We start from the raw sequence: 25,822 nt of genomic DNA, 5'->3' as shown, positions 1-25,822 counted from the left end.
AGCACGGCGCAGTCCCGACCACTCTGCGCGACCGGACGGCCCGCCGCGATCCCGGAAACGAAAGAAACGGGGGGCGGCCGTCCGCACAACGAAAGAAGATCCGGTCGTATTCGGGCCGGACCGGCTTCGTGGAGGAGATCCGGGGCAGACGTGGTCCGAGTCGAGGAACATCGTCGCAGCGTGAGGAGATCCGGGGGCATGCACACGCTGACCTTCGACAGCGACGACCTGGACCGGACGGAGGACTTCCTCAGCCGCGCCTACGCGAAGATGCGCATCGGCAGCAGCACCCCGGAGGCGAGCCGGGCACGGATCAGCCGCAGCGGCCTCGGCCCGATCACCGTCGACGAACTCGACCTCGACTTCGACATGAGCTACGCCGTCACCCCGCTGAACCGGATCTGCCTGTGCGTGGTCCACGAGGGCACGATCCGCGATCACGCCTACCAGGGGGTCGAGGACTCCTTCGGCCCCGGGGACGTGGTGTCCTTCGCGCCGCCGACGCTGTCCTACGCCGGCCGGGTCTGCGGCGCCCGCTACAACATCACCATGCTGGACCCCGCGCTGCTCGACCAGGTGGCCGCCACCGCCGCGCCCGCCGCGACGCAGCCGGTCAGGCTGACCGGACACCGGCCGCACTCGCCCGCCGCGGCTCGGCAGCTGCGCGAGGCGATCGGCTACGTCCGCGACCACGTCCTGACCGAGCCGGCCATGGCGGACCAGCCGCTGGTGGTGTCGACCGCCGCCCAGCACCTGGCCGCGAGCGTGCTGAGCACGTTCCCCAACACGGCGCTGACGGACCCCACGGCGGCCGACCGCCGCGACGCGCACCCCGACGCGCTGCGCCGGGCGCTGGCCTACATCGACGACCACGCCGACCAGCCGATCACCGTCGCCGACATCGCCGCGGCCGGGCACGTCACCGTCCGCGCCCTCCAGTACGCCTTCCGCCGGCACCTGGACAGCACTCCGCTCGCCCATCTCCGCCGCGTGCGGCTCTCCCACGCCCACCGGGAGCTGCTGGCCGCCGACCGCGACACCGAGACGACGGTCACCGAGATCGCGGCCCGCTGGGGCTTCTTCCACCCGGGCCGCTTCGCCGCGCTGTACCGCGAGGTCTACCTGCGCACACCCCGCCAGACGCTCCTCGACCACTGACCACGCGCCCTCCCGTCCGGCCGCGCGGCCGGCTTCCCGCCGGGCGGCGTCCGGGTCCGGCTGACGCCGCCGCCGTCCCTCGACGACCGCGGGGCCGCGCCGCAGGTCCTGCCGCTCCTGAGCGACATGGAGGTGTGGCTCGACGCGCCGGCGGCGGACCTGCGGGCCGGCGCCGCCCACCGGAAGGCCCGGCCGATCCCGTCCTCGGCGGCCGTCCGGCCCTCGTGAACGACGAGTCCGGCCGGCCGGGCCCGGCGTCGGTCAGCGGGCGGCGAGGAGTTCGAGCGTGTCGATCACGCGGTGGGAGAAGCCCCACTCGTTGTCGTACCAGGCGACGACCTTGACGTGGCGGCCCTCGACGCGGGTGAGCGCCGAGTCGAAGATCGACGAGGCCGGGTTGCCCGTGATGTCGGACGACACGAGCGGGTCCTCCGAGTATTCGAGGACGCCGGCCAGCGGGCCCTCGGCGGCGGTGCGGTACGCCGCCAGCACGTCGTCACGGCTCACCTCGCGCGCGACGGTCGTGTTGAGCTCCACGATCGAGCCGACCGGGACGGGCACCCGGATCGAGTCGCCGGACAGCTTGCCGTCGAGGCCGGGCAGCACCAGCCCGATCGCCTTGGCGGCGCCGGTCGTGGTCGGCACGATGTTGACGCCGGCGGCGCGAGCGCGGCGCGGGTCGCGGTGCGGGCCGTCCTGCAGGTTCTGCTCCTGCGTGTAGGCGTGCACGGTCGTCATGAAGCCGTGCTCGATGCCGGCGAGGTCGTCCAGGACGGCGGCCAGCGGGGCGAGCGCGTTGGTGGTGCAGGACGCGTTCGAGACGACCGTGTGCAGCTCGGGGTCGTAGGCGTCGGTGTTGACGCCGTACGCGAGCGTGACGTCGGCGCCGTCCGAGGGGGCGCTGACGAGCACCTTGCGCGCACCCGCGTCGAGGTGGGCGCGGGCGGCCTTGGCCGAGGTGAACCGGCCGGTCGCCTCCAGCACGATGTCGACCTCCAGCGCCGCCCACGGCAGCTGCGCCGGCTCCCGCTCGGCGAGGACCTTGATCCGGCGGCCGTCGACGACGAGGACGTCGCCGTCGACGCTGACCGGGCGGCCCAGCCGGCCGGACGTCGAGTCGAAGGCGAGCAGCTGCGCGAGCGCGGTCGGCTCGGTGAGGTCGTTGACGGCGACGATCTCCAGGTCGCTGTCGCGTTCCAGGAGCGCGCGCAGCACGTTGCGTCCGATGCGGCCGAATCCGTTGATGGCGATGCGAGTCATGAGTGATGTCCCTTCGGTTCGCCACCAGCCTCGCGCGCGGCGTCCGTCGGCGACCCGGGCGTGAGCGCCATGGTTCGCAAGGATCTCGCCAGGCACGTGCCGGGCGGCTCACCGGACCGCCCGTCGGGGCGAATCCACGGGGCCGGGCCGGGCTACTCGCCGCGGGTGAAGGTGCGCCGGTACTCGCTCGGCGTGGTGCCGAGGATCTGCTGGAAGTGCATCCGCAGGTTCGCCCCGGTGCCGAGGCCGACGTCGCCCGCGATCTGCTCGACGCCGCGCTCGGAGCGCTCCAGCAGCTCACGCGCCCGGTCGATGCGGGCGCGCATCACCCACTGCATGGGTGTGTAGCCGGTGTCCTCGACGAAGCGCCGCGACAAGGTGCGCTCCGAGACGGCCGCGTGCCGGGCCAGGGTCTCCAGGGTGAGGGGCTCGTCGAGGTGGTGCAGCGCCCACTCGCGGGTGGCGGCGAAGCGTTCGCCGAGCGGCTCCGGCACGCTGCGCGGCACGTACTGCGCCTGGCCGCCGCTGCGGTAGGGGGCCGCGACCAGCCGCCTTGCCGCGTGGTTGGAGGCGGCCACGCCGAGGTCGCGCCGCAGGACGTGCAGGCACAGGTCGATGCCCGAGGCGGCGCCGGCCGAGGTCAGCACGCTGCCCTCGTCGACGAACAGGACGTTCTCGTCGACCCGGACGTGCGGGTGCCTGGTCGCCAGCGCCCGCGTGTAGTGCCAGTGGGTCGTGGCACGTCTGCCGTCGAGCAGTCCCGTCGCGGCGAGGGCGAAGGCCCCGGTGGAGATGGCGGCCAGCCGTGCGCCGCGTTCATGGGCGGCGCGCAGGGCCTCGACGACCGCCCGCGGCGGGTCGTCGCGGTCGGGGTGGCGGTAGCCCGGGATGAAGACGACGTCGGCCCAGGCCAGCGCCTCCAGACCATGGGCCACGTGGTACGACAGGCCGTCGCCGCCCGTCACCAGACCGGGCGCCGCGCCGCACACCCGGACCTCGTACGGCATGCTCGCGCGGGTCGAGAACACCTGCGCGGGGATGCCGACGTCGAGCGGCTTGGCTCCTTCGAGCACGAGGACGGCGACGCGTTGCAGGCGGGAGGGGGAGGACGGCACCCGGAAAGGGTACGGGGCGGCCGCGCACACCTGCTCGGCGACGAGGCGGCGGACGGGCGGCCGCGCGAAACCCGGCACCGCATTGGCATAGACCTGACACTCGCGACGGATTAGGCTCTGCCGCGCCCCACCTGAGAGCGCTCTCACGGATCGGCGCCACCCCTGTTCCACCCCACTCCTGGAACGAAAGGGCAACCCCCATGAGACGCACAGGACTCGAACGCCTCTGTCTGGCCACCCTGCTGACCCTGGGCGGCCTCGTCGGCGCGGGCGTCTCCCCCGCCGCGGCGAGCGGCGGGGCGTCGACTCCGTCCGCCGCCGACTCCTCCGCCTCGGCCGCCGCTGCCGCCGCCGGCGACGCCTCCCCCGGGCTGCTGCGGGCCATGCGACAGCAGTTCGGGCTCACCGAGCGTCAGGCGAGCGCCCGGCTGCGGGCCGAGCGGACCGCCGCCGCGCTCGACCCCCGGGTGCGCCGCACGGCGGGCACCGCCTTCGCCGGGTCCTGGTTCGACCCCGCCGACGGCCGTCTGACGGTGGCCGTCACCCCGCAGGCCTCCCAGGCCACCCGCGCGGCGATCGGCTCCGCGGGAGCGCTGGTCCGCGTCGTCGAGCACAGCGCGCGGACACTGGACGCCGCGAAGTCACGCCTCGACCGGCTCCCGGCCCCGGCCGGGGTGGCGAGTTGGCACGTGGATCCGGCGGCGAACAGCGTCGTGGTCACGGTCCTCCGCGACCGGCGCGGCGACAACGATGTCCGGCGGTTCCTCGCGCAGGCCCGCACCAGCGCTCCCGTCACGGTCGAGACCGTCGCCGCGCTCCCGCGCACGTTCGCGGCCGGCACGGTCGGCGGCGACCCCTACTACACCGGCAACGTGCGCTGTTCCATCGGCTTCTCCGTCTACGGCGGGTTCGTCACCGCCGGCCACTGCGGCGGCGCCGGCGCGGGCGTCCGCGGCTGGGACGGCTCCTACGTCGGCGAGTTCCGCGGCTCGTCGTTCCCCGACAACGACTACGCCTGGGTCAGCGTGGGCAGCGGCTGGTGGACGGTGCCGGTCGTGCTCGGCTGGGGCACGGTCCCCGACCAGCTGGTGCGCGGCTCCGCGGAAGCACCGGTGGGCTCCTCCGTCTGCCGCTCCGGGTCGACCACCCACTGGCACTGCGGCACGGTGCTCGCGAAGAACGAGACCGTCAACTACAGCCAGGGCGCGGTGCACCAGATGACGAAGACGAGCGTCTGCGCCGAAGGAGGCGACTCCGGCGGCTCGTTCATCAGCGGGGACCAGGCACAGGGCGTCACCTCCGGCGGCTGGGGCAACTGCTCCTCCGGCGGAGAGACGTGGTTCCAGCCGGTGAACGAGATCCTCAGCCGTTACGGACTCACCCTGCACACCTACTGACCGCGCCGCCGCCCACCCCGTGTGACGCCGGACCACGGCTCGCACGGCCCGGGGACGGCGCACCCGTCCGGGACGCCCCGGCCCTCCTCCCCGAGGACAGCTCTCGGGGCCCGGGGTCGCCCGGCCCCGCCCGGCCCCGCCCGGCCCCGCCGGGCTCCGGCCCGCCCGTGCCCGTGCCCGTGAACACCCTCGGCGCCGTGCCCGTATGCAGTCCTGTACTGCTTTCGGAAAGGCGCGGTGATCACGTGACAGCTCGCACTCCCCACTCCGGGCACCGCAGGTCTCAGAACAGAACCCCGCTGATCGCCGCGGTCGCGGCCGGCGTCCTCAGCCTCGCGATCGCGGCGCAGGCCGCTCTCGCGACCGACCTGCCGGAGACCGGCAGCACGTCGGCGGCCGTCCGCACCCTCGGCGCGCCGCAGGCGGCCGGCGAGGAGCAGCTCACTGCCACCCGGCGGGTCACCGGCGTCTTCGACGGGGCGCGGACCCGCTTCACGGGAGCGGGTGCACTGGCCGGGGACGGTCAGGAGGAGGGCCAGGGCCCGCTGTTCGAACTCGCCGACGGCGCCGTCCTGAAGAACGTCATCCTCGGCTCGCCCGCCGCCGACGGCGTCCACTGTCTGGGCAGCTGCACCTTGGACAACGTGTTCTGGGAGGACGTCGGCGAGGACGCCGCCACCTTCCTCGGCGAGTCCGCCGACGCCGCGTACCTCGTCACCGGCGGCGGCGCCGCCCGGGCGGCGGACAAGGTGTTCCAGTTCAACGGGGCCGGCACGCTGACCGTGCGGAACTTCGAGGCGGCCGACTTCGGCAAACTGGTCCGCTCCTGCGGCAACTGCGCGCGGCAGTTCCGGCGCGACGTGGTGCTGGAGAACGTCACGGCCACCGCCCCCGGCGGGGAACTGGTGGGGATCAACAGCAACTTCGGCGACACCGCACGGCTCAGCGGCGTCACCGTGCTGGGCGACCCCGGCCGCAAGACCGTGCCCTGCCAGAAGTTCCGGGGCGTGACCGACGGCGAGCCCGAGAAGCTCGACGCCACGGCGGACGGCGTGCACTGCGTGTTCGAGCGGACCGACCTCGACTTCCGCTGAAGGTCCCGAGGCCGCCGTCGAGGGTCCGACGACGCCGGGAAGTACGGGAGTTGAACACTTCGCGCACCGCCCGCCGGGCCGCCGGGCCCTCCCTAGGCTGACGCGCGTGCGAGAACGACAGCAGGCGGGCGACGACCGCCACGGCAGTGCCCCGGAGCGCTCCCCCCTGGCGATCCGGACGCCCCGAGCGGCCGGACCCGGCACCGGGCCGCATCCACTGCTGGGGTTGCAGCGGAGCGCGGGCAACGCGGCCACCGTCGCGGCCCTGAGAGGGGCCGGTCCGGCCGGCCGGGCGGGCGGCTCCCTCGCCCTCGGGACCGGCCTCCCCGTGACCGGCCGCGGGGCCCGGCCGGCGTTGGCCGCCGTCGCCGAGGTCGACGAGGACGCTCTCGAACTCCCGCCGTACCTGCGGTACCTGGAGGCGGCCGGACTGTCGACGGCGTACGGCCTCACCGGCCACGAGTTCGTCACGGACGCCCTCGCCGAGCGGATCGGCCGGCGGGACGGCGCGGTCGCCGAGATCGGCGTAGAACTCGCCGGGCGGCCCGAGTCGTTCTACGGGCGCGGCCGGGCCTTCGCCGTCACCGGGGTGCGGGGCACGGACCGCTACGACGTGACCGTGGCCCTCGCCCCCGCCGACGACGACCGGCCCCCCGTCTTCTCCCCCGCGGGCCTCGACGCGGAGGGCGCCGCCACCAAGGTGGACGTGCAGCACCAGAGCGCCACCGCCGTGGCCCACAGCGCGGGATCCTCCGCGTCCAAGGGAGCGACGTTCACCGCGTTCGGCCTGGCCCCGGTGGCGCCCGGCGTCTGGGTGGGAGCGGCGGCCACGGTCAACGCCCAGCCGTTCCAGTCGTCACGGGACTCCCGAACCCAGCGCACCGTCGCCGAGCCCCGGGTGTTGCGCAGCGACAAGGGGTCGGTCGAGGTGCCGCGCCGGGTGCGCTACGACGTGCGCGTCAGCGAGGACGGCGCGCGTGCCGCGCAGCGCTTCAGCGGAACGGGCGCCCTCACCATGCGGGTGCCGGTGGAGCATCTGGTGCCGGTCGCCGCCGGCGCGTCCCCGCCACCGCGTCCGGTGACGGCCGCGACCGCACGGGCGGTGTCCCTGGCCGACTCGACGGCCCCGCTGGCCGTCGCGGACACCGGTGCCCCGCACCAGGGCGGCGGCGGGCTCTTCGACGCGGTCGCCTCGGCGCTGCACCCGTCGCTGACCTGGCCCGGCGCTCCCGGCCGGGCCAGGCTCTACGAGGCCACCGCCACCGCGACGGTGCTGGAGGACCTGCCCCGGCTGCTGCGCGAGGGTGTGGTCGGCGAAGATCTGACCAGCCGGGACGGCACCACCTCGGGCACCTACCGGATGCGCGCCGCGATCACCGAGCTGGCTCCCGGCTGGAGCACCGGCAAGACGCAGCTGCGCACCCACCAGCAGACCCAGCACGCGGTGACGAACACCGCCGGCAAGGGCCGCGGCGGAGCCTTCGGCGTCGGCCCGGCGGCGGGGTTCGGCGTCCTCGGCAACGCCGCGGCCGTACGCGGCACGGTGATGCCGGTCGTCGGCGCGCGCCAGACGCGGTTCAGCGTGGCCGAGCAGACGGTGGCCGCCCGGCAGGGCGCGGAGGTCCGCGGCGAGAAGGTGCTCTATCTGGGCACGGTCCTGTTCACCGTCGAGGGCAGCGGCCCCGGCTCGCCCCTGACCCGGGCCCGGGGCGGCGGCCGCACGGCGCACCACTCCATGCGGGTCTGGATCACGCTGCGCGCAGACGAGGCGCGGGAGTTGGGGCTGCCGTTGCCGGACGGCGTGACGGCGGGCGAGTTCGTGAAACGGCCGCTGCGGCCCGCGGCGGACGCCGAGGGCAAGGGGACGAGCCGGACGCCGGGGATGCCGGGGAACCGGGACCAGGGGGACGAGCACAGGAACGGTGAGGATCGGGCGGCAGGCGGGGAACAGGGGGACGAGCGTCCGGCCCCCGAGCATCTCGTACGGCATCTGCCCTTCGGCGCGGCGGGGTCCAGCGTGGCGATCAGCCGGCTGGACACGGCGCCCATGATGCGGGCCGTGCGTCAGCTGTTCGCGACCGACCCCCGGCTGGCCGGGTACCTGCCCGCCTTCGGCGACGAGGAGCGCGGGCGCGAGCCCGGCCCGGAGGAAGCCGAGGTCCAGCGCCGCAACTACCGCGAGCTGGTCACCGTTTTGTCGGAGACCAATCTGCGCGTCAACAAGGACCAGTTGCTGTCGTCGGGCATCCGGGTGCGGATGCGCCGCAAGTCCCGCTTCCACACGCACGACGTCCAGCTGAGGGTGACCGGTGCGCTGCGGGAGACCGGCTACCTCGGCGACACCGAGGACTGGCTGGTGCGCTCCCACGCGAGCGTCGCCGGCAGCGTGCAGAGCGGACGCGCCAGTTCGCGGACCGTGGCCGGAATGGCGCTCGGCCAGTTCCGGTTGATCCCCGGCGCGCTGACCCTGTCGGCGCGCGCCGAGAAGGGCCGTACGACGACCCGGCGCGGACAGGCCGGTCCGACCCTGCGCACGGACGTCCTCACCAACGGCTCGGAGAACGCGAGCGTGTTCGGCGGGGCGCTGAGTCTGAGCGTGGGCGTCACCATGACGAGCCGTCAGCGCAAGGCGGCCCGCTCGCTCACGCCGGGCGCGCCCGGCCGGGACGCGCCGACGGCCGAGCACATCGGGACGCTGCCGCTCGACGCGCAGGACGTGCGGTTGCTCACCCCGACCCCGTTCACCCTGGACGACGCCGGCAAGCAGCGGCTGGACACCGGCACGGCCTCCCGCCGGGCGCGGCACCACCCCGGGCGCGCCGACTTCGGTGCGGCGGGAATCGGCGATCTGGCCGGTCTGGCCCCCGCGCAGCTGGGCGGCGGGGGTCTGCGCGACTGGACGCTGGTGGAGACCGCCGGGGACGGGCAACCGGTGCGGGACCTGGCGTTCGACCTGCTGGCACGGGCCGCGGCGCGGGACCGGCGGGACCCCGGGGGACGGCCGCGCAGGGACCGGGCGCTGGAGACGGAAGGGCTCGCGCCCCGGCTCGCGATCGAGGAGCGGCTCAGTCCTCAGGCCGTGAAGGCGGCGCTGCGGCAGGCCGTGTCGGCCGGCTGGGTGGTGAGCGACCTGCGGTACGCGCGGCGGCTGGCCGAGCTGAACGGCGCGGTCGGCGTCCGGTTCGCGCTGACCGCCCCGCGGATCGTGCACCAGGGCACCGGGGCGGGCACCGAGACGTTCGTCCTGGGCGGCCACCAGGTCACCGGTCAGCAGGGCAGGAGCCATGGGACCACGGTGCAGGGCGGGTTGACGGGCGCGGAGAACGGATCCGAGTGGCGGGTCGCCGAGGGAGTCGCGGCCGGGCGCGCCCTGGCCGTCGGCGACACCACGGCGCACACGCTCGTGGGCACCGTCGAACGCAACGCCCACACGTCCCGCAAGAGCCCGCTCCATCTCGTCCAGTGCGATCTGGTGGTGCGGATGGTCGCCGAGGTCACGGTGACCGGCGGCGGCCCGTACGTGACGCGCGGCGGCCGTACGGTGCCGGCGGCCGTCGCCGTATGGCTCACCGCGGACCAGGTGCGGGCGGCGGGACTGACGGTGCCCGGCGAGGAGCGGCGCGAGGACGCGGCCACCGCATCGGGCGGCGGGACGGCCGACCGGGCAAGCGGTCGGCCCTCCCGGACGGCAGGAACCCATGCGGTCGCACAGGAGACCGCGGCGAGTCGGGGGAACGCCGCCAGGAGTCCCCGGGGCGCCGCGCAGAGCGGGTCGCCGGTCCCTGTGCCCGGATCGGCCCGCAGACTGCCGCTGGGCTTCGGCATGATCGAGGACCTGCCCGACTTCGTGCCGCTGCTGGAGACGATCCGCGGCAGGCTCGGCGCGCCCCTCGCCGACGACCTGCTTCCGCGCACCCGGCTGACGGACCGCAACGACAACGTGCAGCGGCTGTTGCGGGTGCTCGACCGGGACGGTTCGGCGGGTCTGCTGTCGAGCGCGATGGACGGCGGCGTGGGCGTCGAGCTGTTCGACGGTCGCAGGCGGCCGCACCGGGCGGTCTTCAGCGTCCGCCGAACCGGTCGGGGCAGGTATGCGGGGACCGCCTCCGACGGCCGCGACATGGAGTACATCACCTCAGCCGCGGCCCAGCAGGCCGCCGCCCACGACGAGAGCGACACGCGTGGCGTGGAGGGCGTGCTGGCCGGTTCCGGCAGACCCGAAGGCGGCGCGGGGCAGTTGAAGAGCGCCGGCGCGGCCGCCGGCCTGGGCGTGTCGGCGAACGGCTCTCGACGCTCGGTGAGCGTCGGGCGAGCCCAGACGGGTGTGAAGACCGTCGCCGAGGCGTCGGCCGCGCCGTCGGCCCGGATGACCGTCCCCGTGGCGGCGAGGCTGGAGATCTTCGACGGCGACCGACGGGTGGCCCTGGCCGAGCTGGAGGGCCTCAGCCTCACCCACCGTGTGCTCACCGCGGACCTGCGCGCTCTCGCGCGGCTCGCTCCCGTGCCGCCCCGGCAGGTCGGCCGGCGCGGGGTCGACGTCGGCGAGGGCGGCGCGGACCGGCTCGGCCTCTGGCGGGAGCGCGGGGTGCGGTTGCCGATGGAGGCGCAGGTCAACGGGTTTCAGGGTACGCAGAGGGTGCAGCAGGCCGTGGACGACGCGGTGCGGCGGGCGGGCGGTGGCGCACGTTTGCGCACCGGCGGCCAGGCGGCCTTCCATCTGCTGCGGGAGGCCGTCTCCACGGAATGGCTGATCGCGGCGCTGCCGTTGCTGTCCGCCGCGGGCGTGGATCTCCCGCCGGTGCACGCGTCCGGCGTGTCGGGGCAGGACCTGCACGCCTCGCTGCACGCCCGGCTGCGGGACGGCCGGGTGCTGGGCGTGGGCGACAACATGACGTTCGAGACGGTCACGCAGAGCGGGCCGGACGCACCGCGCCCGACCGGCGGCGACGGGCAGCAGGCGAACGAGCACGGGAAGTCGGCGCGCGGCCTGTTCGGCGCGGGCGTGCTCAACGCCGACGAGTTCCGCATGAACCAGTTCCTCGGGGCGGTGGACGGCTCCGGCGGCGCCACGGACACGGCCGCCAACGCCGCCGGCTCGATGCCGCTGCACAAGCCCAAGTTCCCTGCGGTGCTGGTGCAGTTCACGCTGGACGTACGGGTCGTGGCACGGGTGGCCGACCGGGTGTCGGGCCGGGGGTCGACGGCCGTGCAGGAGGTGACGCTGCCGGAGCCCCTGGTCGTCCGTATGCCCGCACCCGCCGTACGCCGCCTGTTGACCGACCGGGCGAACAGCGGACGCCTCACGGACCCGGGGTCCCACCTGACCCCGGGCGGTTGACCGCCGGCGGGCCTGCACTGCCGGGCAGGCCGTCCTGTCGGGACCGCGCCTCAGCCGGACGGGGAAGGATCCTGCGGATCGGCGACGCGTCCCGTCCCGCCCGACGGAGACCGACTTTCCTCGCCCCTGCCCGACGGACGCCGACCCCCTACCGGCGCGCGACGTCCCGGCGCCCGACTGCGGCCCGCCCGGACCGCACGGACCGCCCGGACCGTGCGGCAGTCCGCGCGCTCACAGCTTGGCCCCGAAGTTCTGGGTCCACCACGGGCCGCCCGCTCCGTCGTGGATCCCCACGCCGATGTTCTTGAAGTCGCAGTTGAGGATGTTGGCGCGGTGGCCGGGGCTGTTCATCCAGGACGTCATCACCGACCGGGCCGTCTGCTGGCCCATGGCGATGTTCTCCCCGTACGTGGACCAGCGGTAGCCCGCGGCCGTGATCCGCTGCCCGGGGTCGGCGCCGTCGGGGTCGGTGTGGTCGAAGTAGCCGCGCGCGGCCATGTCGTCGGAGTGGCCCTGGGCGGCCTTGCGCAACAGGGGATCCTCGGTGAGGGGCCCGCAGCCGGCCGCCGCCCGCTCCTGGTTGACCAGCTCGATCACCTGGGCCGAGCGATCGGACCCGGCGGAGCGCACGGTCGCCGTCCGGGAGGGGGACGGCCGCGAACCGGCCGGCTTCGCCGCGGGAGACGCGGACGCGGTGGCGCTCCTGCGGGGGCTGGGCGAGGCACTGGCCTTGGGCGACGGCGACGGCGACGGCGACGCGGACGCCGTCGGGGACGGGGACGGCGACGGGGAGGTCTCGCCGGGGGCGCCGGGGACGGGCCGGGCGGAGACGAGCGCGTCGTCCACCGGCCGCACGGCGGTGCTGTCCTGCGCCCCGTCCCGCGGCCGCAGGCCGAAGTAGAAGATGCCGCCGCCCGCCACGCAGGCGGCCACGATCGCACCGCCGACCGCCCGTCGCCGGGTGCGCCGCCTGCGCCGGGCCGCGGTGCGGGAGGCGGTCCGTCCGTCCGTCGAACGGCGCGAGCCCGGCCGGGCGGTGACGTCCTGTCCGCCGTCGGGGAGGGCGGAGGCCGAGCCGGCCAGGGCGACGGTGTCGGCGGCCGAGCGCGTCCGCGCGAGCAGCGCGGGCGACGCCGCGACCAGCGCGAGGCCCGCGAGCAGCCCCTCCGCGGGCACCAGTCCGCTCCACAGCCCGGAGCACTGTGCGCACCCGCGCGCGTGCCGGGCTATGCGCTTGCGCCACAGCGCCGAGGGCCGGCCGTCCCAGCCGGCGAGCTCGCCGCGCAGCTGCGGGCACGGCGGCTGCGCGTCCACCGCCCGCACGACCACGCGGGCCGCGTCCAGCCGGGCCTTCATCCGCTGGACGCGGACGGCCGTGTGCTGCGGCGTCAGGGCGAGCGCCTCGGCGATCTCGGTCCGGGTCAGTTCTCCGGCGCACTCCAGCCACCACAGGGCCAGCAGCCCCCGGTCGTCCGGCTCCAGCCAGCGCGTGGCGCGGGCGGTCTCCTGCCGCTGGCCGGACAGCTGCAGTCGCACGATGGTCAGGTCGACGAAGTCGGCGCCCGGATCGGCGACCTCGTCGGCCTCCTCGGCGGCGGCCCGGGCCGGCTGCTGCCGGTTCCAGTGCGCCCGGACCTGGTTCATCGCGATGGCCACCAGCCAGGAGCGGAAGCTCGCCGGGTCCCGCAGCGTGCCGAGCGAGTCGAGCGCGCGCAGCATGGTGTCCTGCACGACGTCGTCCACGTCCACCGAACCGTTCAGGGCCCGGCCCACGATGTTGTAGACGAGCGGGAGGTACTCGCCGACGAGCGCGTCCTGAGCCGCCTGGTCGCCCGCGCGCGCGGCGGTCACCAGCGCCGTCGTGTCCACCGTGTGCCGTTCACCCATTGCAGCTTCCCTGTCGTCGAATCCGAACGTTGCTGTCCGTCGCATCGGGGATCTCCTCGGGAGCGACGGATAACAGTTCTTCGGAAGAACGTGCGAAGCCCGAGACTGACGGGTCGGGGAGCTCGGTGCAATGGAGGCGGTCACATCCCGGAGTTCCGGTGCGATCCCCTGCAACCGAAGGGGCGTGTTGCGTGTCTTTGTCACTGAAAGCGGATGACCACCGCTCTTTGTCCCGACTCGTTCCAACGGGGGAACCAATGAGTCTCGCTCGCATCCGAGCCCGCCGCGCCCTGGCGGCCGCCGCCCTCCTCACGCTCGCGACGGCCACCCTCGGCGCCGCAGACGCCGACGTCTCGACCGCGTCGGCCGCGCCGGCCGCGGCCCCGCAGACCCGCCTGATCGCCTCGTCCGTCCTCGGTTCCGACTACAAGGTGACCCTGACCGCCCTGCGCTCGACCGACGACGAGTACGCCGCGTCGGTACGGCTGCAGGTGTACACGCACACCGGCGCCGCCTGGAAGGAGTCGGACCGCGTGACGGTGGGCGACGTGGACGGCTGGTTCTGGTATCCGCTCACGGGCAGCGGCGCCGTCTGCCGGTTCTCGACCTCAGCCGCCGAGCCCGCGCCGATCGCGGTGAGCCTGCTGCTCACCCCGTCCCTGGGCTGCTCCGAGCCGGCGCACTACGTCGTCGAGCACGGCAAGGTCCACACCGGCTGAGCGGCGGCCGGCCATGGTCCCGTGCGGCGACTCGCCGTCCGCACGGGCCCGCCGCGCGGCAGGCGCGGCACTACTGTCGCCGCCATGGACCGTGACGGCCGAGGATGGCTTCCCTGTCTGCTCGCCGGAGCGGTGTTCGCCGTGTGCATGGCCGGCACCACGTTGCCGACCCCGCTGTACGGTCTCTACCAGGACAAGTTCGGCTTCTCGGAGCTGACGGTCACCGTCGTGTACGCGGTGTACGCCTTCGGCGTCATCGGCGTCCTGCTGCTGGCGGGCAACGCCTCGGACACGGTGGGCCGACGGACGGTGCTGTTGTGGGGTCTGGGCTGCGCCGCGGCGAGCGCCGTCTGCTTCCTGTGCGCCACCGGGCTGGGCTGGCTGTACGCGGGCCGGCTGCTGTCGGGCCTGTCCGCCGGGCTGTTCACGGGGGCGGCCACGGCTTACGTGATGGACCTGGCGCCCCGCGGCGGAGCCTCCCGGGCCACGCTGGTGGCGACGGCCGCCAACATGGGCGGACTGGGCTGCGGTCCGCTGCTCGCCGGGCTGCTCGCCCAGTACGCCCCCTGGCCGCTGTATCTGCCGTTCGCGGTGCACCTCGCCCTGGTGGCCTGCTCGGTCGCCGTCGTGGCGCGCCTGCCGGAGACGGTGCCCGACCGTGCACCGGTGAGCGGCGTACGGCCGCGGCGACCGGCTCTGCCCGCGCAGGTGCGCCCGGTGTTCGGCCCGGCGGCGACCGCCTCCTTCGTGGGGTTCGCCCTGTTCGGCGTGTTCACCTCGGTCAGCCCCGCCTTCCTCGCCCAGTCCCTCGACGTGCGCAACCACGCCGTGAGCGGTCTGATCGTCGCGCTGGCGTTCTTCGCCTCGACGGGCGGCCAGTCGGCCGTCGGCCGGGTCGGGGTGCGGCGTTCGCTGCCCCTGGGCTGCGCCGCGCTGCTGGCCGGGCTGGCGCTGCTCGCGGGCGCGCTGCGGTGGGAGCTGCTGCCGCTGGTGGTGCTGAGCGCGCTCGTCGGCGGAGCCGGACAGGGCCTGGCGTTCCGCGGGGCGCTGTCCGCGGTGGCCGAGGCATCCCCACCGGAGCGGCGCGCGGCGGTGATCTCGGCGCTCTTCGTGGTGGCGTACACGGGCATCTCTTTGCCGGTGATCGGCGTGGGCCTGCTGGCGGAGCCGCTCGGCCTGGAGGGCGCGGGGCTGGTGTTCATCGCGTGCATGGCCGTTCTGGTCTCGACCGCGGCCGCCTACCTGCTCCGACGCCCCGTGCCGACGCGGGCCTGAGACGGGCGGGCCTGAGACGGGCCTCGAGCGGCGGGTGTGGGAGGCGCGGTGCCGCGCCCGCCGGGCGTCGACGGCCCGCGGCGCCGCGCCTGCCCGGCGCCGCGCCCGCCTGGCGTCGACGGCCGGTCTTCGGGGTCACGAGCGGTCCGTCGGCCCGCACGGCCGGGCCCCGCGCCGGGCCGGGGAAGCGGGAATGCCGCCGCCCCGGCCCGTGCGTCGGCTCCGTCAACGGCTGCGCAGGGCGCTGGTGGTGAAGAATCCCATGGCTGCGGCGCTGACCAGCGCGCAGACGGCCAGGAGGGCGGTACGTCGCATCGAAGGGCCTTTCCGGTGATGACGAGTGGGTTCTGCCCAACGCCGGTCGGCCCCCGGTCGGTTCGCCGACGGGCGGAAGCCACTCGTACGGACGCGGCCGAGCGGGTGCGGGGCCCGTGGTCGTGCGACCGCACCCATGATCGTGCGTCCGCTGCCCCGGCCCGTCCCGGCCGTCGGCCTCAGCCGCGAGCGAGTGGCTCCTTCGCCGGCTCGTCGGCGATCCCCGTACCGCCGGGATGCCGGAGCGCGCACAGGTAGCCGACGCCCAGAGCGACGGCCATTGCGTAGAACACCCACTGGTTGGCCTCGGCGAAGTCCATGCGGATCGAGGACATCGACTCCCGTAGCGTCCGTGCCACCGCGCCGTCACCGCTGAGCTGCCGGCCGTCGGCGCTGCCGGTCACCGACTCCGCGACGCTCTTCGCCGCGTCGCCCGCCGCCGCGGACGGCACCCCGCGCGATTCGAGCGTGTTCCTGACGTTGTCGGTCATCGAGTGCGTCAGCACCGTGCCGAACAGGGCCAGCCCGACGCTGGCGGCGTAGTTGCGGATCGTCTGGGTGATGCCGGTGACCTCCCCGTAGGAGGCGTCGATCGCCCGGTTGACGGCGTCCGTGGAGGCGGGCGCGAGGATGAAGCCGATGCCGGCCCCCGCGAGGGCCGCATAGGGCCACTGGTCGTGCATGGACAGGTCGGTCAGCTTCCCCGCCCAGAGCGCGAAGCCGACGGCGCCGACCACGCAGCCCAGCTTCAAGGTCGGCCGGGCGCCGCGTTTGTCCAGGATCCGCCCGCCCCACTGCGAGGCGAGCGCGAAGCCCACGAAGAAGTACAGCAGGTACAGGGCGGCCTGGTTGGGCGAGGCGCTCAGGGACACCTGGGCATAGACGGAGGCGAAGAAGAACAGCGGGACGAAGGCGAGCATGGCGAAGAACAGCACGAGCCCGTCCACCACGAAGGCGCGGTCGCGGAAGACCGCGAGCTTGACCAGCGGATGGGCGGTGCGCAGCTCGTAACGACAGAACAGCCACAGCACGCCGAGACCGCCCACGATGCAGATCCAGGTGAACACGCTGTCCCAGCCCCACGCCGAGGCCTGCTGGAAACCCAGCACGCTCGCGCCCATGCCGAGCGCGATGAGCGCCGCGCCGGGCACGTCCAGACGCTCGTCGCGGCGGCGGTCGGACACGTGGGCGAGCGCGGTCAGGATCAGCGCGACGACGGCCACGGGCACGTTGACCCAGAAGATCGCCCGCCAGGTCCAGTCGGTGAGCCAGCCGCCGAGCAGCGGCCCGACGGCCGTCAGGGCCCCGGTGACGCCGAAGAACAGGGCCAGCGCGCGCCCGCGCCGTTCCACCGGGAACACCGCGACGACCACCGCGAGCGCGGCGGGGAACAACAGGGCCGCGCCCAGCCCTTGGGTCGCCCGGAAGACGATGAGCCAGCTCAGGGCGAAGTCGCCCCGGGGGACGCAGCCGCACAGCACGGACGAGACCACGAACACCGCGGTGCCCGCCACGACGACGCGCCGGGGGCCGAACAGGTCGGCCAGGCGTCCCCCGAGCGCGAAGAACGCGGCCAGGGACAGCAGATAGGCGTTGACGACCCACTGCATGCCGGACGCGGACAGGCCGAGTTCGTCGACGATGTCCGGCGCCGCGATCGCCACGATGGTCTGGTCGATGAACGTCATCGCCACCGCGAACATCATGGCCGCGAGCGCCACTGACTGCGAGGGAGCACCCCGGCCGGCGGGCGCGTCGCCCGCCTGCTGTTTGGTGTACATGCCAGCCATCCCCTCAGTCTGCTCCCGCTCGGGCGACGACGCATGCGCTGAGCGGCGGGCCGCGGCGCCGGGGGCGTCGCCCGAGGTCGGTCCCCGTCGTACGGGGGGACTGCGTGGTCCTGGGCCCCGAGCAGGCAGTGCGTTGCTGCGGCTCTCCGACGCCGCCACGATCGAAGCGGGTCGTCCGGTCGACTGGACCGCATGAGCACGACCGGGAAGCGAGCGGCGGCCTCCGGACGTCTTCGACGGCGTCCAGCAGAACCTGGACCGCCCGGCCGACCGCTGCCCCGGCCGCCCGAGGTGCGCGGCGGTCCCGCCGGGTGGAAGCTGACGATCATGGCGCGCAAGGGAGTGCGGCCCGGCGAGGCGCACGACGTGGAGGAGGCCCTCGACGAGCTCTACGCCACGCCGCCGTCCGCCTTCGTTCCCCGACGTGAGGAGCTGGCCGCCGCGGCCCGGACCGACGGACGCGCGCAGGACGCCCGTCGGATCCATGCCGCCCGGCGCCCCACGCTCGCGGCCTGGGCGGCGAACCTGCTGCTGCACGCGCGGCAACAGGAGAGCAGGCGGTTCCTGGAGCTGGGGCGGGCGCTGCGCCAGGCCTACGGGACCCTGGACGCTCAGGGGATCAGGGAGCTGACCGAGCAGCGCCGGAGCATCGTCTCGGCACTGTCCCGGCAGGCCGCCGAGCTGGCCGGCGAGGCCGGGCACCGGCTCTCGGACGCGGCACGGCAGGACGTGGAAGCGACGCTGCGCGCCGTGCTCGCCGACCAGGACGCGGCGGACCGGTGGGCCGCGGGCCGCCTGGAAAACGCCCTGACCCCGCCGACGGACTTCCCCTCCGCCGCCGGCTCGAGGACCGGTGAGCCGGCCGGAGCGGCGGCCGCACACCCGCCGCCGCGGTCGACGCGTTCGTCGCCTTCGCCGAAGCCGCCGAAACCGTCGAAGGCGTCGCGGTCGCGGGCGGAGGACGAACTCGCCGAACGGCGCCGACGCCGGCAGGAGCAGGCGGACGAGGCCCGCCGGGCGGCCGAGGCCGCCGACCGCAGGCTAGGTGAGCTGCGCGCGGAGCACGCGAACGCCGAGACGGACCTGCGGCGCGCCCAGGACCGGGAGGACCGGGCGCGGGAGCGGCAGGCGACGGCCGAGCGGCGGCTGCGCCAGGCGGAGCAGGACCTCCGTCACCGGGACGAGGACCTCGGCCGGGCGGATCAGGCGCGCCAGGAAGCCGAACGGGGCCGCCGGGCGGCCGCGGACGCGGTGTCCCGGGCCGAGCAGGAGGCCCGGGACGCCGAGCGGAAGGTGCGGCGCCTGACCGGCCCGTCGTCCGGTCCCGGCTGAGACGACCGCGGCCGCTCCCGCCCGCGTGCGGGGGTGCGTCCCGCGTGGTGAGGGCCGGCCGGTGGTGCGACGCTGGAGGCGGGAGGCGTCCCCGCCGGGCGAGCCGGGAGGGCCGATGGGACGAGATGTCCCGGCGCTGGTCTTCACCCGCGAGGACCGCCGCCGGTACCGGATCAAGATGCAGGAGAACCTCGACGTGTTCGCGCAGATGCTGCGCGAGTCGCGGTTCGAGTCCGAGCGGCCGCAGGTGGGTCTGGAGATCGAGCTGAACCTCGTCGACGACGAGGCCGAGCCGGCGATGCGCAACACCGACGTCCTGGAGGCGATCGCGGACCCGGCATGGTCCACCGAGCTGGGCCGCTTCAATCTGGAGATCAACGTTCCGCCGCGCCGCCTGACCCAGGGCGGGCCGGACGCCTGGGAGTCCGAGATCCGGGCCGCGCTCAATCACGCCGAAGAGCGCGCCGGCTCGGTCGGGGCGCATCTGATCATGATCGGGATCCTGCCCACCCTGCGGCAGCAGGACGTGGGCGAGGGGGCGCTGTCGGAGAACGCCCGCTACCGGCTGCTCAACGACCAGGTCTTCGCCGCCCGGGGTGAGGACCTGCGCCTCGAACTGGACGGCGTGGACCGGCTGAGCACCTACGCGGACACGATCACCCCCGAGGCCGCGTGCACCAGCACCCAGTTCCATCTCCAGGTCTCCCCCGACGAGTTCGCCGCCTACTGGAACGCGGCACAGGCGATCGCCGGCGTGCAGGTGGCGCTGGCGGCCAACTCGCCGTTCCTGTTCGGCCGGGAGCTGTGGCACGAGACCCGCGTCCCGCTGTTCGAGCAGGCCACCGACACCCGACCCCAGGAGATCAAGGTGCAGGGCGTACGCCCCCGGGTGTGGTTCGGGGAGCGGTGGATCACCAGCGTCTTCGATCTCTTCGAGGAGAACCTGCGCTACTTCCCGGCCCTGCTGCCCCTGTGCGACGAGCAGGATCCGCGCGAGACGCTGGCCGCGGGGGACGTTCCCGAACTCGCGGAGCTGACCCTGCACAACGGCACGATCTACCGCTGGAACCGCCCGGTGTACGCCGTCGCGAACGACCGGCCGCACGTCAGGGTGGAGAACCGCTGTCTGCCGGCCGGCCCGACCGTCGCCGACACCCTCGCCAACGGCGCCTTCTACTACGGGATGACCCGCGCCCTGGTGGAGGAGGAACGGCCGGTGTGGTCGCGCATGTCCTTCCAGGCCGCCGAGGACAACCTGCACGCGGCGGCCCGGCACGGCATCGAGGCGCGGCTGTACTGGCCCGGTATGGGCGAGGTGCCGGTGTCCGAGCTCGTCCTGCGGCGCCTGTTGCCGCTGGCGCACCAGGGGCTGGAGCGCGCCGGCATGGACGCGGCCTGGCGGGAGCCGTTGCTCGGCGTCATCGAGCAACGTTGCGTCACGGGCCGTAACGGCGCCGTCTGGCAGAAGGAGACGTTCCACCGCATCACCGCCGCCGCCCACGTCGGCCGACACGAGGCGCTGCGGCGGATGACGCGGCAGTACATCGACTACATGCATCTCAACGCCCCGGCGCACACCTGGCCGGTCGACTGACCGCCTCCGCCGCGTCCGCGCAGCTCAGCGCGGTGCGCGGCCCGCTCGTGTCCCCGTCCGCGGCGCGTCGGCGGAGCCGTCGGCCGGCGACACGGGACCCCGCGGTGCGACAGCACGCAGGGGACCGTGCAGGATAGAGGTATGACGATCAAGGTTTACTTCGACATCACCATCAACGACGAGCCCGCGGGCCGCATCAACTTCAACCTGTTCGAGGACGTCGTGCCCAAGACGGCGGAGAACTTCCGCGCGCTGGCCACCGGCGAGAAGGGCTTCGGCTACGCCGGCTCCTCCTTCCACCGGGTCATCCCCGCCTTCATGCTCCAGGGCGGCGACTTCACCCGGGGCAACGGCACCGGCGGCAAGAGCATCTACGGCGAGAAGTTCGCCGACGAGAACTTCCAGCTCAAGCACGACCGTCCCGGTCTGCTGTCCATGGCCAACGCGGGCCCGAACACCAACGGCTCGCAGTTCTTCATCACCACGGTCGTGACCGGCTGGCTCGACGGCAAGCACGTGGTGTTCGGCGAGGTCGCCGACGAGGACAGCATGGCCCTGGTCAAGAAGATCGAGGCGCTCGGCTCCGGCAGCGGCGCCCCCTCGGCGAAGGTCACCATCTCGGCGTCCGGCCAGCTCTGATCCGGGAGTCGGGCTCGCCCTGATCCGTGAGTCCGGCTTGCTCCGATCCGAGAGCTCCGAGCCGCCCGGCCGGCGGGGCCGCCACCCCGGCCGGCCGAGGCCGGAGCCCGGGGGCGTCGTTCGACCGCCCCCGGCGGCGGGCATCTCCGTCCCGCCCGCTCCCGCCCTTCGCTCCCTGCGCTGTCTGCGCTCCCGCCCCTCTGCCGCTCCCCTCTCTGTGCTTCTGATCACACCGCACTCGCCACATTTACTAGGACGTCCTACTATTTTCTCAGTCGGCGTTACCGTGATCTGTCCTGGGAAGGCCCCATGAGCGACCTGCACCGTCCCGTGCACCCCGTCCGTCTGGTCACGGCTTCGGCCCTGTTCGACGGTCATGACGCATCGATCAACATCATGCGGCGGATCTTCCAGTCCCAGGGCGCGGAGGTGATCCACCTCGGGCACAACCGCTCGGTCCAGGAGGTCGTCGACGCGGCGCTGGAGGAGGACGCCCACGGCGTGGCCGTCTCGTCCTACCAGGGCGGACACGTGGAGTACTTCGAGTACCTGGTCGAGTCGCTGCGCGCGCGGGGGGCCGACCACGTGCGAGTGGTGGGCGGCGGGGGCGGCGTCATCGTCCCCGCCGAGATCACCCGGCTGCGCGGCAACGGGGTGACGATCTTCTCGCCGGAGGACGGGCAGCGGATGGGCCTGGCCGGCATGGTCAACTCGGTGGTGCGGGACTGCGACTTCGACCTGTGGGACGCCAAGCCGGCCGACGCGGCCGGTGTGCTCGCCGGCGACCGGTTCGCCGTCGCCCGCGCGATCACCGGCGCGGAGCTCGGCAAGCTGTCGCCGGAGTTCATGCAGCGGGTGCGGGCCACCGCGGCGGGGCGGACCACCCCGGTGCTGGGCATCACCGGCACCGGCGGCTCGGGCAAGTCGTCGCTGACGGACGAACTGGTGCGCCGGTTCCGGGTCGACCAGCAGGACAAGCTGCGCATCGCGGTGATCGCCGTCGACCCGACCCGCCGGCGCGGCGGCGGCGCGCTGCTCGGCGACCGGATCCGGATGAACTCCCTGGACGGCAACCGGGTGTTCTTCCGCAGCCTGGCCACCCGCGGCAGCCATGAGCTGCCGGAGCACCTGTCCGACGTGATCGACGTGGTCAAGGCGGCCGGGTTCGACCTGGTGATCGTCGAGACCCCGGGCATCGGCCAGGGCGACGCGGCGATCGTGCCGTTCGTCGACACCTCGCTGTACGTGATGACGCCGGAGTTCGGCGCCGCCTCGCAGCTGGAGAAGATCGACATGCTCGACTTCGCCGACGTCGTGGCGATCAACAAGTTCGAACGGCGCGGCGCCAAGGACGCGATGCGCGACGTGGGCCGTCAACTGGTGCGCAACCGCGAGGCGTTCGGCATGCGGCCGGAGGACATGCCGGTGTTCGGCACTTCGGCGGCCACCTTCAACGACGACGGGGTCACCGCGCTCCACCAGCACCTCAAGGCAGCGCTGGCGGAGAAGGGCCTGCCGCTGTCGGAGGGCACGCTCGCGCCGGTCGACGTGCGCCACTCCTCCGGGATCCGGCAGGTCGTGCCGGCGGACCGGGTGCGCTACCTCGCCGAGATCACCGACAGCATCCGCGCCTATCACGCCGAGACCGACCGGCTGGCCGAGGCGGCTCGCCGGGTGCAGCGCCTGGAGACGGTCGGCGCCGAGCTGGCCGCGGCCGGCGCCGACGCCTCCGGTGTGCGCGAGCTCCTCGCGACCGCCCGCGGGGAACTCCCGCACCGGATCGGCGAGCAGATCGACGAGTGGCCGGCCGTCGTGGCGTCCTATTCGGGGGACGAGCAGGTGGTGAAGGTCCGGGACAAGGAGATCCGCACCAAGCTGACCCGCGAGTCCCTGTCGGGGAACAAGATCCCGCGCGTGGCGCTGCCCCGCTTCACCGACCACGGGGAGCTGGTGCGGTTCTGGCGCCGGGAGAACCTGCCCGGCCGCTTCCCCTTCACCGCCGGCGTGTTCCCCTTCAAGCGCGACGGCGAGGACCCGGCGCGCATGTTCGCCGGCGAGGGCGACCCGTTCCGCACCAACCGGCGCTTCAAGCTGCTCTCCGAGGGCCAGCCCGCCACCCGTCTGTCCACCGCGTTCGACTCGGTCACCCTCTACGGCCGCGACCCCGACGAACGACCCGACATCTACGGCAAGGTCGGAACCTCCGGCGTCTCGGTGGCCACCCTGGACGACATGAAGGCGCTCTACGACGGCTTCGACCTCGTCGCGCCCACGACCTCCGTCTCCATGACCATCAACGGCCCCGCCCCGACCGTCCTGGCGTTCTTCCTCAACACCGTCATCGACCAGCAGGTCGACGCCTTCCGGGCCGCCGAGGGCCGCGCCCCCACCCCCGAGGAGGCGGCCGAGCTGCGGGCGCGCGCGCTGGCGAGCGTGCGCGGCACGGTCCAGGCCGACATCCTCAAGGAGGACCAGGGCCAGAACACGTGCCTGTTCTCCACCGAGTTCAGCCTGCGGATGATGGCCGACATCCAGGAGTGGTTCATCGCGCAGAAGGTCCGCAACTTCTACTCGGTGTCGATCTCCGGCTACCACATCGCCGAGGCCGGCGCGAACCCCATCAGCCAGCTCGCCTTCACCCTGGCCAACGGCTTCACCTATGTGGAGGCCTATCTCGCCCGGGGCATGCACATCGACGACTTCGCGCCCAACCTGTCCTTCTTCTTCTCCAACGGCATGGATCCGGAGTACTCCGTCCTCGGCCGGGTGGCCCGCCGCGTCTGGGCCGTCGCGATGAAGGAGAAGTACGGCGCGAACGAGCGCAGCCAGAAGCTGAAGTACCACGTCCAGACCTCCGGACGCTCCCTGCACGCCCAGGAGATGGACTTCAACGACATCCGCACCAGCCTCCAGGCGCTCATCGCGATCTACGACAACTGCAACAGCCTGCACACCAACGCCTACGACGAGGCGGTGACCACGCCCACCGAGGAGTCGGTGCGCCGGGCCCTGGCCATCCAGCTGATCATCAACCGGGAGTGGGGCCTGGCGATGAACGAGAACCCGCTGCAGGGCTCGTTCGTCATCGACGAGCTCACCGACCTGGTGGAGGAGGCCGTCCTGCAGGAGTTCGAGCGCATCAGCGAGCGCGGCGGCGTCCTCGGCGCGATGGAGACCGGCTACCAACGCGGGCGCATCCAGGACGAGTCGATGCTCTACGAGCAGCGCAAGCACGACGGCACGCTGCCCATCGTCGGCGTCAACACCTTCCGCAACCCGCACGCCGAGACCGCCGAGCCCGGCGTCATCGAACTGGCGCGCGCGACCGAGGAGGAGAAGGTCTCGCAGCTGGAGCGCGTGCGGAACTTCCAGACCGGTCACCGGGACGAGGCGCACGCGGCGCTGGCCGCCCTGAAGGACGCGGCGGTGAACGACCGCAACGTCTTCGCCGTCCTCATGGACGCCGCCCGGGTCTGCTCGCTCCAGCAGATCACCGACGCCTTCTTCGAGGTGGGCGGCCAGTACCGCCGCAACGTCTGAGCGGCGGGCCCGGCCGCCGCACGGGCGTGCTCCCGGTCACCGCGTCCAGTAGCGGAGGTTCCGGAAGCGGGCCTCTGCGCGGCCGGAACCGTGCTGGTAGACGCCGTTCTTGAAGGAGCCGGCGGCCGGGCCGCGGTCGGCGGCCGTCAGGACGAGCGAGTCGTCGATCGCACCTGCTGATGGTGTATCCGCTGTACCTGGTCAACTGGGACCAGCCCGAGAACCGCGAGCTGATCATCAAGTCGGTCGAGCACTGGCACGCGCTGACCGGCGCCCACCGCGGTTACAGCTACACCGGAGCGGCCTCCCTCTACGCGATGACCGGCGACGGCGACACCGCCGTCGCCTGCCTGCGCAAGTTCTTCGACCCACCGCCCGCAGCGCCTCAGCGCCGGCCTCAGCGCCCTCCGTGTTCGAGAACACCAGCTCCGTCGCCCCGGCGTCCCGGTAGCGGCGCACCGTCGTCTCAGGAGAAGGCGTCCGTGCCGGGCGCGGTGCGCAGCCCCGGACATCCGTTGTCCCCGACCGGGGCTGCGGACACGTTCGGGGCCACCGAGGCGGAAACCCGTGCAACCTATGGGGCGTTCCGGTTGTCTCAGTAGATGTCCGACACGCACACCCCTCGGGGGAGACCACCATGATGCGAAGCAGCACCGTCTGGGCGACCACCGCCCTTCTCACCGCCACGCTCGGCGCGTCCGTGGCTCCCGCCGTGGCCGCACCGGCCGCCGCCGCACGCACCGCCGCCGTCGTCTGCCCCACCGGCTGGGGCAGCCTGGGCGAGACGTATCTCGCCGCCACGACCACGCCGGTGACGAACGTGCGCACCGGCCGCCACGACTGCTACGACCGGTTCGTCATCGACGTCCCCGGCGCGAGCGCAAGCCGACTCGGCTTCTCCGTCGGGTACGTCGACCAGCTCTACCAGGACGGCTCGGGCCGCCCCATCCCCGTCGGCGGCGGCGCGATCCTGGAGGTCCGCGTCAACGCCCCCGCCTACAACGTCGACACCGGCGCCTCCACCTACCCGGGCCGGGTCGCCCAGCCCCTGCCGGGGGTGAACCTCACCGGGTACCGCACCTTCCGCGACACCCGCTACGCCGGAAGCTTCGAGGGCGTCACGCAGTTCGGACTCGGCGTGCGCGCTCATCTGCCCTTCCGGGTGCTGCGCCAGGCCGACCACCTCGTGGTGGACGTCGCGCACACCTGGTGACTCGCACGCACCGCCCGCCGTTGGCACCCGGCGGCGGGGGGGGGGCGGGGCGGCGCCCCCCCCCCCGGTCTGGTCGGGCGGCCGCCGCGCACTCGCCTCCGGGGGGGGGGGGGACCACCCCCACGCCTGTGACCTGGCGGCGCCCCTGCTCGACGG

15 protein-coding genes and 2 pseudogenes are annotated in these 25,822 nt (G+C 73.9%); 12 read left to right on the top strand and 5 right to left on the bottom strand.

Annotated elements, in window-relative coordinates:
* Positions 1-198: 198 nt before the first annotated feature.
* A complete protein-coding gene (locus ACFVYK_RS21870; RefSeq protein WP_389776447.1) occupies positions 199-1,158 on the top strand; it encodes a helix-turn-helix transcriptional regulator in 960 nt (319 codons plus the stop codon).
* Positions 1,159-1,419: 261 nt separating this feature from the next.
* On the opposite strand, the gene gap is transcribed toward ACFVYK_RS21870, so the two are convergent.
* Together gap and ACFVYK_RS21860 are read right to left on the bottom strand one after the other, a co-directional pair.
* Positions 1,420-2,418: a type I glyceraldehyde-3-phosphate dehydrogenase gene (gene gap / locus ACFVYK_RS21865; RefSeq protein WP_389776444.1), complete on the bottom strand. Its 999-nt coding sequence runs from the start codon at positions 2,416-2,418 to the stop codon at positions 1,420-1,422.
* Positions 2,419-2,570: 152 nt separating this feature from the next.
* Positions 2,571-3,533 carry a GlxA family transcriptional regulator gene (locus ACFVYK_RS21860; protein WP_389776441.1) on the bottom strand — a complete coding sequence of 321 codons (963 nt, stop codon included), beginning with the start codon at positions 3,531-3,533 and terminating at the stop codon, positions 2,571-2,573.
* A gap of 200 nt (positions 3,534-3,733) precedes the next feature.
* On the opposite strand from ACFVYK_RS21860, the gene ACFVYK_RS21855 reads away from it, so the two are divergent.
* The 3 genes from ACFVYK_RS21855 (at position 3,734) to ACFVYK_RS21845 (ending at position 11,362) form a co-directional block, all read left to right on the top strand.
* A complete protein-coding gene (locus ACFVYK_RS21855; RefSeq protein WP_389776438.1) occupies positions 3,734-4,930 on the top strand; it encodes an alpha-lytic protease prodomain-containing protein in 1,197 nt (398 codons plus the stop codon).
* A gap of 245 nt (positions 4,931-5,175) precedes the next feature.
* A complete protein-coding gene (locus tag ACFVYK_RS21850) occupies positions 5,176-6,024 on the top strand; it encodes a pectate lyase (protein WP_389776436.1) in 849 nt (282 codons plus the stop codon).
* A 106-nt stretch (positions 6,025-6,130) separates the two neighbouring features.
* Positions 6,131-11,362, top strand: coding sequence for a hypothetical protein (locus tag ACFVYK_RS21845; protein ID WP_389776433.1), 5,232 nt, complete (start codon positions 6,131-6,133; stop codon positions 11,360-11,362).
* 231 nt (positions 11,363-11,593) lie between these two features.
* Here the strand turns inward: ACFVYK_RS21845 and ACFVYK_RS21840 are convergent, their stop codons facing one another.
* Complete coding sequence (locus tag ACFVYK_RS21840) at positions 11,594-13,249, bottom strand: sigma-70 family RNA polymerase sigma factor (protein WP_389776430.1); 1,656 nt, start codon at positions 13,247-13,249, stop codon at positions 11,594-11,596.
* Positions 13,250-13,506: 257 nt separating this feature from the next.
* Between ACFVYK_RS21840 and ACFVYK_RS21835 the strand changes: the two genes are divergently transcribed.
* Positions 13,507-13,968, top strand: coding sequence for a hypothetical protein (locus ACFVYK_RS21835; RefSeq protein WP_389776427.1), 462 nt, complete (start codon positions 13,507-13,509; stop codon positions 13,966-13,968).
* A gap of 84 nt (positions 13,969-14,052) precedes the next feature.
* A complete protein-coding gene (locus ACFVYK_RS21830; RefSeq protein WP_389776425.1) occupies positions 14,053-15,243 on the top strand; it encodes an MFS transporter in 1,191 nt (396 codons plus the stop codon).
* Between the two features lie 494 nt (positions 15,244-15,737).
* Here ACFVYK_RS21830 and ACFVYK_RS21825 read toward each other — a convergent pair whose 3' ends face one another.
* Entirely contained in the window at positions 15,738-17,339 is a 1,602-nt protein-coding gene (locus ACFVYK_RS21825; RefSeq protein ID WP_389776517.1) for an MFS transporter, read from the bottom strand.
* Positions 17,340-17,675: 336 nt separating this feature from the next.
* Between ACFVYK_RS21825 and ACFVYK_RS21820 the strand changes: the two genes are divergently transcribed.
* From ACFVYK_RS21820 to icmF, 4 genes are all read left to right on the top strand, one after another.
* Entirely contained in the window at positions 17,676-18,680 is a 1,005-nt protein-coding gene (locus tag ACFVYK_RS21820) for a hypothetical protein (RefSeq protein ID WP_389776423.1), read from the top strand.
* Positions 18,681-18,795: 115 nt separating this feature from the next.
* Positions 18,796-20,274, top strand: coding sequence for a glutamate-cysteine ligase family protein (locus ACFVYK_RS21815; RefSeq protein WP_389776420.1), 1,479 nt, complete (start codon positions 18,796-18,798; stop codon positions 20,272-20,274).
* 141 nt (positions 20,275-20,415) lie between these two features.
* A complete protein-coding gene (locus ACFVYK_RS21810; RefSeq protein WP_389776417.1) occupies positions 20,416-20,913 on the top strand; it encodes a peptidylprolyl isomerase in 498 nt (165 codons plus the stop codon).
* 309 nt (positions 20,914-21,222) lie between these two features.
* Positions 21,223-24,453: a fused isobutyryl-CoA mutase/GTPase IcmF gene (icmF, locus tag ACFVYK_RS21805; RefSeq protein WP_389776415.1), complete on the top strand. Its 3,231-nt coding sequence runs from the start codon at positions 21,223-21,225 to the stop codon at positions 24,451-24,453.
* Between the two features lie 36 nt (positions 24,454-24,489).
* On the opposite strand, the pseudogene ACFVYK_RS21800 reads toward icmF, so the two are convergent.
* Positions 24,490-24,618, bottom strand: a pseudogene (locus tag ACFVYK_RS21800) (cinnamyl alcohol dehydrogenase); the annotation flags it as partial.
* Positions 24,619-24,620: 2 nt separating this feature from the next.
* Here ACFVYK_RS21800 and ACFVYK_RS21795 point away from each other — a divergent pair.
* Positions 24,621-24,845: pseudogene (locus tag ACFVYK_RS21795) on the top strand (Tat pathway signal sequence domain protein); the annotation flags it as partial.
* Between the two features lie 245 nt (positions 24,846-25,090).
* Positions 25,091-25,666, top strand: coding sequence for a hypothetical protein (locus ACFVYK_RS21790; RefSeq protein WP_389776412.1), 576 nt, complete (start codon positions 25,091-25,093; stop codon positions 25,664-25,666).
* Positions 25,667-25,822: the final 156 nt, after the last annotated feature.

It is taken from the genome of Streptomyces sp. NPDC058291, assembly GCF_042880855.1.
In the GTDB taxonomy this organism is placed as follows: domain Bacteria; phylum Actinomycetota; class Actinomycetes; order Streptomycetales; family Streptomycetaceae; genus Streptomyces.
The sequence above is the reverse complement of the archived record's forward strand: the minus strand, read 5'-3'. Positions and strand labels throughout refer to the sequence as shown.

What these genes read in the sequence shown, in the direction of transcription:
- ACFVYK_RS21870 (WP_389776447.1), top strand. Translation starts at nt 199, where the DNA reads ATGCACACGCTGACCTTCGACAGCGACGACCTGGACCGGACGGAGGAC.
- gap (WP_389776444.1), bottom strand. Translation starts at nt 2,418, where the DNA reads ATGACTCGCATCGCCATCAACGGATTCGGCCGCATCGGACGCAACGTG.
- ACFVYK_RS21855 (WP_389776438.1), top strand. Translation starts at nt 3,734, where the DNA reads ATGAGACGCACAGGACTCGAACGCCTCTGTCTGGCCACCCTGCTGACC.
- ACFVYK_RS21840 (WP_389776430.1), bottom strand. Translation starts at nt 13,249, where the DNA reads ATGGGTGAACGGCACACGGTGGACACGACGGCGCTGGTGACCGCCGCG.
- ACFVYK_RS21835 (WP_389776427.1), top strand. Translation starts at nt 13,507, where the DNA reads ATGAGTCTCGCTCGCATCCGAGCCCGCCGCGCCCTGGCGGCCGCCGCC.
- ACFVYK_RS21830 (WP_389776425.1), top strand. Translation starts at nt 14,053, where the DNA reads ATGGACCGTGACGGCCGAGGATGGCTTCCCTGTCTGCTCGCCGGAGCG.
- ACFVYK_RS21825 (WP_389776517.1), bottom strand. Translation starts at nt 17,339, where the DNA reads ATGTACACCAAACAGCAGGCGGGCGACGCGCCCGCCGGCCGGGGTGCT.
- ACFVYK_RS21820 (WP_389776423.1), top strand. Translation starts at nt 17,676, where the DNA reads ATGGCGCGCAAGGGAGTGCGGCCCGGCGAGGCGCACGACGTGGAGGAG.
- ACFVYK_RS21815 (WP_389776420.1), top strand. Translation starts at nt 18,796, where the DNA reads ATGGGACGAGATGTCCCGGCGCTGGTCTTCACCCGCGAGGACCGCCGC.
- ACFVYK_RS21810 (WP_389776417.1), top strand. Translation starts at nt 20,416, where the DNA reads ATGACGATCAAGGTTTACTTCGACATCACCATCAACGACGAGCCCGCG.
- icmF (WP_389776415.1), top strand. Translation starts at nt 21,223, where the DNA reads ATGAGCGACCTGCACCGTCCCGTGCACCCCGTCCGTCTGGTCACGGCT.
- ACFVYK_RS21790 (WP_389776412.1), top strand. Translation starts at nt 25,091, where the DNA reads ATGATGCGAAGCAGCACCGTCTGGGCGACCACCGCCCTTCTCACCGCC.